This is a genomic window from bacterium, from assembly GCA_004322275.1.
In the GTDB taxonomy this organism is placed as follows: Bacteria; Desulfobacterota; Deferrisomatia; order Deferrisomatales; family BM512; genus SCTA01.
Genome location: SCTA01000014.1, coordinates 1 through 12,698 on the forward strand (window position 1 = coordinate 1; position 12,698 = coordinate 12,698).

Genomic DNA, 12,698 nt, shown 5'->3' on the forward strand with positions numbered 1-12,698 from the left:
CACAGACGGCGCGGTCAACGCGGTAACCTGCTCCGGCGCGGGAGTCAGCGTGGCGAACTGCCACGACGAAACCGGCGACGCCGGAACCTGGGCGCGCAAGTGGACCACCGACGCCTACCTCAACGTAGCGTCCAACCCTGAAAACTCCGCCGCTTCGCAGTGCAACGGCTGCCACGGCACCTTCGCTGGCGGCTGGAGGACAGGCACGGCCGCCAACACAGCCGACGGGCAGGTCGAGCACGGAAAAGACTGGGACGTCGACGCCACCCCCGAAGTAGCCGCGAGCCACGGCGACCCCAAGGACTGCATGCAGTGCCACGTCCTCGGCGACCCGGCCTACCCGACTACCGCCTCCGCCGCGCACCGCAACGGCAGCATAACGATGAATAACGACGCCACCTCCAACTACCTGGCGGCGACGTGGGACTGCAGCACGACTTGTCACGGCGGGGCCGCGGCGAACCATAAACTCGAAGACTCCGGCTTCACCACCGTGGATTACATCAACGGCCCCGAGGCGACCTGCGTCGGCTGCCACAACGGCGGCAACACCGCCGCACCGAAGGTCATCTGGTCTGACGCTTCGGCGACAACCGGAGCCACCGCTCACGACACCACTTACGGCTCGCATCTGAAGACCGCCACGGCAGAGACTTTCACCACCGCGACGGACTTCAACCTGCAGTGCAAGAAGTGCCATCCCGCCACCGGCCATTCCGGCGGCCTGGCGGTTCCTCTGCCGCCCACCTCGTACTCCAACGGCGTCATCGCTCCGTACAGTCTCCAGACAACCCTGAGGATCGACTACACCGTCAACAGCGGCATCCACCTCGGCGGCACCTCCACGCCGACCATAACCAGCGAGGCGGTAATCTGCTGGAACTGCCACAACCTCGCCACGGTCAACGTCTCCGAGTGGGGCACCAACAACAACGTCGTTACCGGCACCTCAACTTACGACTACGGCGCTCTTAAGACAGTAGCCTACACCGGCTCCGCCACGGCGGACTGGGTGGCCGGCATCTGGCACAGCGCCCAGGGCCTCACCGCCTCCTCGCAGCTCTTCGGCTACAAGGCGTTGGCGACGAAGTCGATCCACTCCGCCAATCCCACCTCCGGCACGCAGACGATATCTGGCACCCTTTACTCGGCCATGGCAGAGACAAAGGAAGCGGTCGCGGACATCCGCTGCTCCTACTGCCACGACGTTCACAGCCATACGACCAAGGCGCCGGCCGTATCGGTAGGCCCGTTGGGCCAGCCGTACCTCCGCGGTACCTATACCGGCAACATGTACAAGGAAGACGGCGCGCCCCATTCCTCCATCACCTACTCCAACAGCGCGCTGTTTGGCGCGGTTCCGCGCGGCGTCACCGCGAACGCCCTCAACGGCGGTTACTTCATCGACCAGAACAGCGGTAATCCCACCAGCACCATCAACGTCACCGGCGCGGGCGCGACGGCGGCGGGCCTTTGCGAGCTCTGCCACGGTAGCGGCGACGGCACCTGGACCGGCGGCGAAATCGCAGCCATCAACTACAGGGCTGACTCGCCCGCCCTCTGGATAAGCTCCAATGGCCACGCCAACTCCGTGAAACAGGGCACCAAGACCACCGCCGCGGCCAACAACATCTTCGACTACTCCCACGGCAGGCCGACACCCGTATCGGTAGGCAGCATCGACACCGCCGCCCTGACCGGTCAGATTCCGGGCATGGCTTACAAGAGCCAGCCCACCTACGGTTACGGCTACCGCGGGAACGAGGACTCCGCCACCTTCGGCGGTTACACTCCCGCCTACGGTGGCAGGTACGCCATGAACTCCTACGACTGGGGCGCCACGCTAGACGGCACCACGGTTAATTCAACCTACCACAACTTCATCTGCTCGAAGTGCCACAACCCGCACGCTTCGAGACTGCCGAAGCTGATGATAACCAACTGCCTCGACATCAACCACAACACCTGGGACGACAACAAGTCCTCGCAGACCAGGTACACGAAAACCTACCTGCTCAACGGAGTTTCCACGAGGGCCGACAGAAACAAGAAGACCGCTTACTTCCTCTCGGCGCAGAACTGCCACCGCAGGGATGATCATACGCTCATCACGCCCTCCCTGAATCCCGGCTGGAACAAGGTGACGCCATGGTAACAAAGAGAGCGAAAACGAGTATTATACACAGACGCACCATGCATGAAATCAGAACGGCTCCGTCAGGAGGTGTCACCATGAAAACGAGAACCAACAAAGTCTGCCTCTGGCTTGCCGGGTTGCTGATCCTTCCCTTGCTGGCGCTCGGCGTTGCAAACGCGGCTCAGCCGGAGTTCAAGGAAAAGGGCTTCTTCACCCAGAGGGGCGGAGTGATCGAGGTAACGGGCGGAAAGCCCGGCTGGAGGGCCTCAAAGGGCGGGGATTCCGCCGGAGGAGTCAACTACGGCTATCTCGACGTTCCCTCCAGGTATCTGGATCCGGAGAAAGGTTCGATTACCTTCACGGTCGAAAGAAACGAGGAGGGGGGAGAACCGGAAACCCTTTTCGCGATGGTGGACGCCGAAAAAAGACATGTCCTCAGTCTGCTTCTGAGATGGGACATGAAGCCGCTGCCTTTCTTCGTATGGTCGAGCGGAGTGTCCGGCCTGCAGCCTCTGGGAAACTACTATCCGATTCCCTACACCGATGAAGGCTATATAGAGGGCGCTTCGATGGGCAACATCCCAAGAGGCTCCACCTTTGAATTTGCCTTCACGTGGGGGCCGCTGCCTGAAGACAACACGGTTCTGATAAACGGCGTAAAGGCTACGCTTCTGGTTCCGTCCGGGTACGCCTTTCCCAAGTGGTTGCAGAGCGCCGAAAAGGCGGTCATCGGAGTTGGGCCCAAAGGGGACCGTTATAATTCCCACATGGTTTCGACGCTCCGTTCGGTCAAGATCACCGGCGTCGCGCCGCAGACCGTTCCGGCGATACTCGCCGAATCCCCGTGGGGCGGCGAGATAAAGGTAAGCTGGACCGGCTCCGTTTCAAGCGACGTGAAGGAGTACGAAATATACAGAGGCGAGGGGAAAGCCCCCGTCGTGGGCGGCGTGCCCTACAAGGCCACCGGCCTCCTTGAAATAACCGATACCAATATCGTTCCCGGCGTTCAGTACTTCTATACCGTAGTCGCCGTCGATTATCAGGGGCTAAAGAGCGTGCCTTCCGAAGTCGTCAGCGTGACCGCTACGGCCGGCGACGGCCCGAGAATCACCGAAGTAACCGTTACCCCCTCCGACCGCCCGGTGCGCACCGGCGACCTCCTCACCTTCACGTTGAAGGGCGAAAGCGGCGCGACGGCCATTGCCGACATAGAGGGCCTCGTAAAGGATCTGCCCCTGACCGAAAAGGGCAGCACCGGCCTCTACACGGGCGCTTACACCGTCGCCCTCGCGGACATCAAGGCCGAGCGCGGCCTCTACCGCGTGGTGGGAAAACTGGCCGACGACCTGGGCAAAAGCGCCCTCGGCGGCTCCGAGCTGACTGTAGTCAGCATAGCCGATCTTAACGACAAAACTCCGCCCGCCATCGCCTCCGTCGAAAACGACGCCTTCGCTGTCGCCGGTTTCAGCGGCAAGCTTGTCGCCGGAGACATCCTGACCGTGACAATGTCGGGCGAGTCGCAGGGCTTCGCCAGCTTCAAGATCGACGGCGTGACCGAACCCGTAAAAATGCCCGAAGTGCAGCCCGGCCTTTACCGCGGCAGCTACACCATCGGCTTTGACGACGACGGCCTCGGCGTAGTCACCACCGCCACTCTGGCCGATTTCGCCGGCAACGCCGCCACTCTCGCCGGCACCCAGAAGTTCGACATCGACACCAGGGTCCGCATGGTCGTAACCGCCAGCGATCCCCTTCTTCCCGCCGACAAGACGAGCAAGACCAAAGTGCTCGTAAAGGCCGAGGACGCAAACGGCGAGCCGGTAGCTGGACACGATCTGGCCCTCACGCTCTCCACCACCTCCGAATATACAGGCGTGGTCGGCGGCGGCAAAATCGAAGAAAAGTTCGCCGCCAAGGATGACGTGGACGATCTCGAAATCCGCTGGGGCGGCGTAACCGACTCCTTCGGCGAAATTTCCGCGAACTACACCGCCGGTTTCGCGGCCAAGACCGCCCTCCTGCTGGCGAAAGACCTCACGACCGGAGACATGGGAGCAGGCTGGCTGAACACCTACGTAGCCTCCACCGTCTCGATACAGCTCATCCCCAGACTCGCCCGTCCGGGCGCGCAGCCCGCGATCAAGCTTGCCATCACCCCCGGCTGGCTGACAGCGGACGGCCGTTCCAAGGCGAGAGTCAAGGCCTGGCTGGGTGACGGCTCCGGCATTCCGATGGCTGGCGAAAGGGTCACCTTCTCCGTCGCCGGCGCAAACGGCAGCATAAGGCTTCTCAGCGGAGTCACCGACAACACGGGTCTCGCCGAGGCCGAATACAGGGCCGGTACGATCGCCGGATTCGTGACCATCATCGCCGAAGCGCCCGATTACGCGGTCAGCCGCTCCGGCCAGATCGAACTTCGCAGCGACGCGCCCGCCAAGATCGGCCTCGTTTCGAGCGTACTGGTGCTCCCGGCCGACGGAAGCTCCACCAGTGACATCATCGCTACCGTCACCGACATAAATGACAACCCGAACAAGAAGACCCCCGTTCTCTTCAGCCTCCTCGAAGGCAGCGGAAGCGTAAATCCCTCCGAAATCCTCACCAACGACGACGGCGTCGCCAAGGCCGCCTACACCGCCGGACGCACCGCCGGTCTGGCGATTGTCGAAGCGAGACACACCTCCCGCGCGCCGAACGAAGACGAACTCAGAAGAGTCTACGGCACTGTGTTCGTACCCAAGCTCTACGAAGGTCAGGAACGCGACCGCATTAAGGTTGACGAGTGGCTCGTAGCAGTCGGCGACGAAGTCGTAAAGGGCCAGCCCCTTGCCAGACTCTCCGGCGACAAGGGCGACTACATCCTTGCGGCTCCCGACAAGGGCGTCTTCGAGAAGATCGTCAAGCACAAGCGCGACAGGGTCGAGCTTGGAGATACGGTCGGCTACGTCGCAATCGACAAGGCCGTCTGGGACGAAAACTACAAATAAGACAATCTGACAGCAAAAAAGGGCCGCCCCGTAAGGAGCGGCCCTTTTTTTGCCCTGGGTTCCGGGTTACTTCTCTGTCTTGCCGAGGCGACCGAGGCTTTCGCGAATCATCCTTATGAATATTTCCGAAGTCTCGGGTAAAAAGCCGAGCCCCTTGTAGTACTCTTCGGAATCGATCATCACCGTCGGGCAATCGGTCTTTACGCCGCCTCTTTCGAGTTCGCTTTTCCAGCTTTCGGGCTCGTCTCCCATGATGTCGTTCATGATATGGTCTCCCGCGACAAGCATGAGGGGGATAAACCGCGCATTTTTCACAGGGAAATCCAGGGCGGCATCGATGGCGTCGCTCCGTGTGACAACCCCGTCCACCGCGCCGAGAAAGACGTTGGAAAACCGCTTGGAAAGGTAGCGGTCGAGGCCGAGAATCGCGATATTGGAGGGTTTGTCCGTGGAAGGGGTGCCGTGGGCCACGATGACGTTGGAGCCCTTGTCTGCGGGAAGAAAATCAGGCTTCAGGGCGTCCACAACGTCGTACATGTCCTCCCACTTCTGAAAAAGTGCGTTTCCGGTCTCTATGCTGAGTTCCGGGAACCGGGCTATCGCCTTTAAAACTTCCTCGTACTCCTCGCCGGGAAAAATGTGGAGCGGCTGAACGACCACCTTCTTCACTCCCTGAGCCCTGAGGGTTTCCAGAACCTCCTCAAGGCTGTAAAGGCGCATCGGGCTGCCTTCCTTTTCCCATTTCGCGTTCATCTTTTTGCGTATTATCCCGGAGGTGAAGGCCCAGTGAATGGGATTTTTGGGAAACGCCTCCCCGACGCGCTTTCCGATAACGTCGTAGGTAATCCCGGCCTTGGTCGAGGTGCCGAAAGCCGCAAGAATCACCGGGGGCTCGTCCTTTACGGTCTCGGCGCGAAGAGGGGCCGAAAAAAACAGAACCAGAGAGGCCGCCGTAAGGGCGTTTTTAAGCAAACTGTTCATATTGAATCCTTGTTTAACTCCGCTTGAAAAAATTAGCGCCGATGCGCGCCGCGCCGAAAAGGGCGGCTTTAGGCTCGACCACTGCGAGAACGGGGAACTTCTCCAGCACGCTACCGAGCCTTCCCTTGGCGAGGTAAGACTCCATAAATCCCATTTTCATAAGAGAGGGGAGTATCGTAGCGATGATGCCGCCGCCGATGAAGAGCCCGCCGGTGGGAAGCGAGGAAAGCGCCAGATTGCCCGCCTGGGCGCCGTAGGCGCGCGCGAAAAGCTCCAGCGCCGCAGCACAGGCCCCGTCGGAACCGCATTCCCCCTCCTCGGCGATAACCGAAGCGGGTTCGGCGAAGCGCATCTTTCCAGTCACCCGTTTTGACCGGGGGAAACGGCCCGATTCGACGAAAAACTCGTAAGCCCTGACCAGTCCAGGCCCCGAGACCACCCTTTCGATGGACACGTGGCCGAACATTCTCTTTAAATAAAGGTAGAATTCTACCTCTATATCCCGCGAAGGGCCGTAGTCCCGGTGTCCGCCTTCCGAAGGGAGAGGAACAAAAGAACCGCCCGAAGGTACCAGCAGTCCTTCGCCGAGACCCGTTCCGGCGGCGATAAAGGCGTGGACGCCGTGCGGGTCTGGATGACCCCGCTGAAGAACGGTAAAACATTCGGGCGAAAGCTCAAGAGTGCCCATCGCGGCGGCGGAAACGTCGTTGGTGAAAATTACGGGAACGCTTCCGAACAATCCCGCAAAACTGCCGGGCGAAAGTTTCCAGGGAAGATTGGGGGAAGTAATCTCGCCGTAAAGGACGCAACCGGCGACGCCGACGCTTATCGCGTCAGCCTCTTCACCGGCAAGAAAAGAAAAGAGCCCCTCTTCGGCGGAGGGAAGGGAAGCGGTGGAGAAGTTCTGAAGTTTCACGAGCGAAAGAGTCTCTCCGCTGAGGGTGAAAACGCCCATGAATGTTTTTGTGCCGCCGATATCGGCGCAGAGAATTTTCTTCATCTCCACCAATCCGTAATTGAGTTCGCGGGGATTATAAACCAAAGAACGCCGCCGATAAGAAAAATAAAATCAGGCTGGTATCTTCCCCTGTGGCTGATAATATCAAAGTGAAAATTATCTTGTCCTTACATTGAAGGCGAGGTCATGGAAAATAATTCAATAGAGATAATCCCCAAAGACGCGGCAGGCAGCATCGAAGAGGCGACGGCGAGATTTTCCGGCGAGGAGGTAGCCCGCCGCATTCTTGAGAGAGACCACACGCTCTGGAGCGATTCTCCCGAGGAGATCTGCGACAGGCTGGGCTGGCTGGAGGTAGCTGAAAATTCGCAAAATGCGCTCGAAGACCTGCGGGCTTTTCGGGAGGAACTGATAAAGGACAAATTCGGGAGGGTGCTGCTTCTCGGCATGGGCGGCTCAAGCCTCGCCCCAGAACTTTTCGCGAAGGTTTTCCCGTCCGGCGGCGGCGTAGCGCTTTCGGTTCTCGATTCGGTCCTTCCCGATGAGATTCTCAAAAAGGAAAGGGAACACGATCCCGCCGAAACCCTTTACGTAGTCTCCAGCAAGTCGGGCACTACCGTAGAGGTGGATACCCTGATGAAATATTTTTATTCCAAAGCCGTAGAAAAGCTCGGAGCATCGGAGGCGGGAAAGCACTTTATCGCTATCACCAACCCCGGTACGGCTCTCGTCCGCACGGCGGAGAGTCTTTCCTTCAGAAAGACCTTCTTTTACAGACCGGACATAGGAGGAAGATACGCCGCGCTTTCGCCCGTCGGGGTGATTCCGGCGGCGCTCATCGGGATGGATCTCCAAAAACTCCTCGCCAGCGCCGTAAGAGAAGCCAAAGCGAGCAGGGAGAAGGGGCTTTCTGCGGGGGCAAAGCTGGGAATCGCCCTCGGGGCGCTCGCTCTTCGCGGCAGAGACAAGCTTACCCTCCTCACCGGAGAGAAAATCGCCCCTTTTCTGGACTGGCTCGAACAGCTTGTCGCCGAATCGACGGGGAAAGACGGCAAGGGGATCGTGCCGGTAATAGGCGAAGCTCTCAAACCCCCCTCTCTTTACTCAAGCGACAGGGTCTTCGCAAGAATCCTCCTCCCGGGGGAAATGCTCTACGAAAAAGAGCTGAAGGCTCTCGCGGCGGCGGGACACCCGGTGATTACAATACGCCTGGAAGACGTTTACGAACTCGGAGGGCAATTCTTCCTTTGGGAATACGCCACTGCCGTAGCCTGCTGGCTGCTTGAGGTCCACCCCTTCAACCAGCCTGACGTGGAGGCGGCCAAAAAATTCGCCAGAGAGGTTCTCGCGGAGTACAAAATCAGGGGGAGGAGCGACGAGGGAGAGGTTGCCCTTCGCGACAGCCTTGCCGAAGTCTACGGCGAGACAACCGGGACGGACGCGATCGGCGCGGTCAAAAATTTCGCGAAAGCGGCGGAGGAAGGGGGATACATCGCGGTTCAGGCCTACCTTCTCCGGCGCGGGGAGGTTGAAAAATCCCTCGCGGGTTTCAGGGAGGCTCTGTCGCGCTGGAGCGGCGTCCCCGTGACCCTCGGTTACGGGCCGAGATTTCTCCACTCCACGGGCCAGCTTCACAAGGGCGGACCGAAGGGGGGAATTTTTATACAGATTTGCGCGAAGGACGGGGAGGATATCGAAATTCCGGGGGAGGGGGTTACCTTCGGAACGCTGCGGACCGCCCAGTATCTGGGTGATTTTCAGGCTCTGAAAAAGAGCGGGAAAAAGGTGCTCCGGCTAAAGCTGCGGGGCGACGCGGCTGAAACGATCGAAAGACTTTCCCGAGGCTGACAAAGAGACGAAATTCAGTAATCCTTGCCGGTCTCGATGTCGTGCAGCCAGCCCGCTACAGTGCCCTCTTTCCGGTCGATGAAAATGATGAACTTCGAGTCTCTCGCCTGGACGGGGAAGATGAAAAAATCTTCCCTCGCTCTTCCCTTTTTTCCCAGAAAAGCTTTTACCTTGTCCATGCCCGCCGGGCCTTCGGGGACCATCTTTTCAAGTTTCGGCTCGGAGTAGGCCAGCTCCTCCAGAGCTTCCTTTCCAAGCGGGACGTAGTACCGGTCGAAATTATAAATCGGAATTTTCGTCTGCATCGACTCGAATCTGATTTTCTGCCTCTCGTTAAGGTCTCTTGGCAGGTCAAGGACGACGTAGGCGGGCTTGTGTCCGCCTCCTAGTTCCCCCGCCCTCTTCGTAGCCGCCGAAGAGTTGTCCGCCTCGATGGAATAAAAGGTGCCGTCGGACCCGACCACCGCGACGGTGCGCTGGCCGTAAATCGACCAGAGCCCCCAGGACATGGCGGCCAGTTGCAGCGCGCCGATGAAAGCCAGATCCTTGATTATGACCTTTTTTGCCTTTTTGGGGTTACAGACGATGAGGGTGAGAAGCGGGCCCACGGTGGCGTCCACGCAGGCGATTATGCGAAGCGCCCTCCACCCTCCCTCGGCGTAGAGGAAGGGGGGAGGGAACCACCAGAAGACGAAAAGGGCGCTGATGGCGGTTATAAGGACCGCGCTTATCAGCAGATGAAGGCCGAAGGTTTTGTAGCGGTTCATCGGAGCCCGGCGAAGCTGTCGATTGTCACTTTTTTAACGGCGGCAGCGGACTGTCCACGAATTTTATGACATCCTCCGCGGATCTCGCGCCGGGGAAAACCCTTCCGTCAGGGACGATGAAGGTAGGGGTCGAGCGGATATCAAGCTTCGCCGCCAGCGCCTCGTTTTTGTCGATCTGATCGGTCTTGCAGGTGGCGGCGGGTATCTCCTCCCCGGCAAGGGTCTTGTCGAGAAGCTCCAGGGATTTGGCGCAGATTATCGCTTCGGCCTTCGCCCTTGCTTTCGGGTGAATCTTGAGCGGCAGCATTTTGATGTAGAAGGCTATGTCGCTCCGCTTCGCTACAACCTTTTTCATCTCCTCCTGAAACTTCTTGCAGAAGGGGCATTCGGGGTCGTCGAAGACTATGACCTTGAATTTCGCCTTGGGAGAGCCGAGCACCAGAGCGTCGTCGAGGGGGATGTCATCCGTGTTGACCCTGTTTAGCTCGGCCATCGTCATGCGGGTCAGGCTTTCGCGGGTGGCGATCTCGACCACGTCCCCCTGGATGAGATACTTTTTGGAGTAGTCGATGTAGAGGGGGATCTTTTTGTTGTTGCGTTTGTCGAAGACGGCTATGGACCACAAGCCCGGGACTTTGGACAGCTTGACCTCTATGACCTCGGCGGTGAGGCCGAGCGGCGCTATCGCTTCCTGAGCCTGCTCTTTTGAAAGACTGTGGCAGTCCACGCAGCTTCCCTCGCCGCAGCCCCCGAAGGCGAAGGCGCCCTCCGTTACCGCGAAGAGGGCAAGACTCAGGATGGATAATTTAATCAGGCGATTCAAGGCAACACCTCCTCAAAAGCAAACACTTGGGCGTATTGTACAACTTAACGATAAATCTTTAAAGGAAAGGGATGGGGCAAAATACGCGATTTTTTTGGCTGCGTACGCTCAACCCGTACAGACGCGCCGCCGGGCCGGAGGGTTTAGCATGGCCGATCGAGGCCCAAAAATCACTCCCGCATAAAATTTCAGACGGGCTCGCCCGGCATGACCTTTTCTGATAGAATGCGCACGGATTAAAGGATACTGCACGTACGAGGTTTTGAAACTTTAAGGTCATGCAAGCCAAAGAAGAGATTTCAGCCACAAGCCCGGTGCGGCTTTCACGCCAGGAACACCCGCTAAGCCGTTCCCTCATCGATCCGGACGTCCTCTGGATAATGAGAAAACTCCGCAGCGAGGGATTTTTGGCCTATCTGGTCGGAGGAGCCGTCCGTGACATCCTGCTCGGCAGGGAGCCGAACGACTTCGACATCGGGACCGACGCCCGGCCTAGCCAGATAAAGCACATATTCCGCAACTGCAGGCTCGTCGGCAGGAGATTCCGCATAGCTCACGTGTTTTTCCGCAGGAGAGGAGAGCCTGACAAGGTCGTGGAGGTGACCACCTTCCGCGGCCCCGCCGGGAGCGCCGAGGGGAGCGAAATGCACCCGGAGGACATGGATCACACCGGCGCGGCCTTCGGTTCGCCCGAGGACGACGCTCTTCGGCGCGACTTCACCGTCAACTCGCTTTTCTACGATTTTACCGATTTCACGATACTGGATTACACCGGCGGCCTGAAAGACCTCGAAGCCGGAATAATTCGCCTCATCGGGGACCCCGACGAGAGATTCGCCGAAGACCCCGTCCGCATGCTAAGAGCCCTCGAATTCGCCGCGCGGCTGGATTTTTCCATCGAAGAGGCGACTCTGGAGGGCATACGCAGAAACGCGCCGCTTATCTCCGGCGCCTCCAGGGCGAGGCTGCGCGAAGAGCTTCGCCAGATGCAACAAAAGGCGATAACCGCAAGGGTTCTTTCAAAGGCCGACGAGCTCGGGCTTTTCAAGGCCATCTACCCCAACGTCAGGGAGACCGGCGGCATATTTCACATGCTGGAGTGGCTCGACCAGAGGGTTCGCGCGGGGGAGGAGGGGCCGGAGTTCGCTTACGTGGCGGCGATGGCACTTCCGGGAATAGCCAAAGAATGCCCCTTCGGGGCCGACATATCCCTGGAGCTGGCCGCGGAAACCTGCTCGCGCGAGATTGGCGAGCTTTGCGCCGAGTATCAGCTCGCGGCTCACATACGGCACAACGCGCGCGAACTTGTCATGTCGCTCTACCGCATAGGTAAGGGCAAAAATTACCGCTCGAAGGGGCGTTTTGCCAGAAAACCGGAGTTTCGCTTCGCCTGGGAATTCTGCCTCAAATACGCCGAGATCAGGGAGGAGCTTCGCCCCGCGCTGGAGTACTGGCGCGCGTTTGTCGAAGGAAAGAGTTCCGAGACGCCCGCGAAGAAGGGGAGACCGAGGAGGAGACGGCGCAGGCCTAACAGAAAGCCCGAAGCGGCCCAATAGCTTATCTTCCGGCGGGAGTCCGCTTCTTCCAGGCCTGAATCTTCCTTATGGTTTCCAGTTGCGCTTCGGAATCCTTGACGTTCGCCCCGAGGTCGATGGCGGTCCGGAGCCATTTCTCCGAGAGGTCGGGGTTGCCCTCGTAAATTTCCGCTATCGACAGTTGACGGGCCACGGAGGCGCGAAGGGGGGGGTCCATTTCCGCCGAAAGCTCCCAGGCTCGCTCCAGCATAGCCTTGGCCTTTTCGATGCTGTCGTCGGTGGGGTAATCCGCCGCGAGGTCGGCGGCGGCGAGGTCGGTAAGGATCGAGACGTAGACTGCGGCCTCCCTCGACTGCGGCGAGGTTTCCAGGGTTTTCCGGGCCTCGTCGAGAAGCTTCCTTTCCAGCGTCTTGTCGCCGCCAAGGTGGGCCTTGCGGGCCTCCTCTATGTTCGAGGTGACAAGCTGGGAGGTCCGGTGGCCGTGGACGATCGCCTTCTCCCTCGTCTCGGAGGAGGCGAAAAAGCCAAGAAGGGCGCCGAGCCCTATCGCGGCTGCGGTCCAAAGGAGCGGGTGTTTTTTTATGAAATCGAATCTGCCCGGGGCGGTGGTTTCCATGGAGCCATCCTATCGGTCCCCTTTGCGGGTGTCAACGAGTTGGATA

The 12,698-nt window shown here is 59.4% G+C and carries 8 protein-coding genes; 3 read left to right on the plus strand and 5 right to left on the minus strand.

Going from position 1 to position 12,698, the window contains the following annotated elements:
• Positions 1-2,148: 2,148 nt before the first annotated feature.
• Positions 2,149-5,124: a hypothetical protein gene (locus EPN96_03985; GenBank protein ID TAL17690.1), complete on the plus strand. Its 2,976-nt coding sequence runs from the start codon at positions 2,149-2,151 to the stop codon at positions 5,122-5,124.
• Between the two features lie 66 nt (positions 5,125-5,190).
• On the opposite strand, the gene EPN96_03990 is transcribed toward EPN96_03985, so the two are convergent.
• On the minus strand, positions 5,191-6,105 hold the full coding sequence (locus tag EPN96_03990; GenBank protein TAL17691.1) for a hypothetical protein: 915 nt from the start codon (positions 6,103-6,105) through the stop codon (positions 5,191-5,193).
• A gap of 13 nt (positions 6,106-6,118) precedes the next feature.
• A complete protein-coding gene (locus tag EPN96_03995) occupies positions 6,119-7,105 on the minus strand; it encodes a glucokinase (protein TAL17692.1) in 987 nt (328 codons plus the stop codon).
• Positions 7,106-7,249: 144 nt separating this feature from the next.
• Between EPN96_03995 and EPN96_04000 the strand changes: the two genes are divergently transcribed.
• Positions 7,250-8,911, plus strand: coding sequence for a hypothetical protein (locus EPN96_04000; protein TAL17693.1), 1,662 nt, complete (start codon positions 7,250-7,252; stop codon positions 8,909-8,911).
• Between the two features lie 14 nt (positions 8,912-8,925).
• Here the strand turns inward: EPN96_04000 and EPN96_04005 are convergent, their stop codons facing one another.
• Positions 8,926-9,678, minus strand: a complete 753-nt coding sequence (locus tag EPN96_04005) for a hypothetical protein (protein ID TAL17694.1) — start codon at positions 9,676-9,678, stop codon at positions 8,926-8,928.
• A 25-nt stretch (positions 9,679-9,703) separates the two neighbouring features.
• Positions 9,704-10,501, minus strand: a complete 798-nt coding sequence (locus EPN96_04010) for a DsbC family protein (protein TAL17695.1) — start codon at positions 10,499-10,501, stop codon at positions 9,704-9,706.
• Between the two features lie 278 nt (positions 10,502-10,779).
• On the opposite strand from EPN96_04010, the gene EPN96_04015 reads away from it, so the two are divergent.
• Positions 10,780-12,057: a CCA tRNA nucleotidyltransferase gene (locus EPN96_04015; GenBank protein TAL17696.1), complete on the plus strand. Its 1,278-nt coding sequence runs from the start codon at positions 10,780-10,782 to the stop codon at positions 12,055-12,057.
• Between the two features lies 1 nt (position 12,058).
• Here the strand turns inward: EPN96_04015 and EPN96_04020 are convergent, their stop codons facing one another.
• Positions 12,059-12,652 carry a hypothetical protein gene (locus EPN96_04020; GenBank protein TAL17697.1) on the minus strand — a complete coding sequence of 198 codons (594 nt, stop codon included), beginning with the start codon at positions 12,650-12,652 and terminating at the stop codon, positions 12,059-12,061.
• Positions 12,653-12,698: the final 46 nt, after the last annotated feature.